Source organism: Bradyrhizobium sp. Kon37 (assembly GCF_055807535.1).
This window is the reverse complement of record NZ_JBVVOY010000269.1, coordinates 1-269: the sequence shown is the minus strand read 5'-3', so window position 1 is coordinate 269 and position 269 is coordinate 1. Positions and strand designations below refer to the sequence as shown.

The 269-nt window shown below is 56.1% G+C and carries 1 protein-coding gene; it reads right to left on the bottom strand.

Features of this window, described 5'->3' with window-relative positions; all coding sequences use genetic code 11:
• Positions 1–86 precede the first annotated feature (86 nt).
• A partial coding sequence (locus tag AC0L3J_RS38105; RefSeq protein ID WP_473350572.1) for a hypothetical protein occupies positions 87–269 on the bottom strand: 183 nt, incomplete at its 5' end.

Genomic DNA, 269 nt, shown 5'->3' with positions numbered 1-269 from the left:
ATCGTTTTGAAGGAGGACGCCCTTCGGAGCTGTCCGGCGTCAGTTCGATCCGCAACGAACTGCGCCGTGCAAGTTCATCGAGCTTTCTAACCAGGAAACTCCGTAAACGTTCGAAGCTCTGTGAGGTTGAGGTCCGAGACTGCCAGGTAGGATCCGCCGCCTTTGGACCAGCCGACTATGATAGAGTCGTTCTCGTCCTGCGACGCAAAGAAGGCCGGCTCACGCGCATCTTCTACGATCGCGTCGAGAAGTACTAAATCGGCATCGAC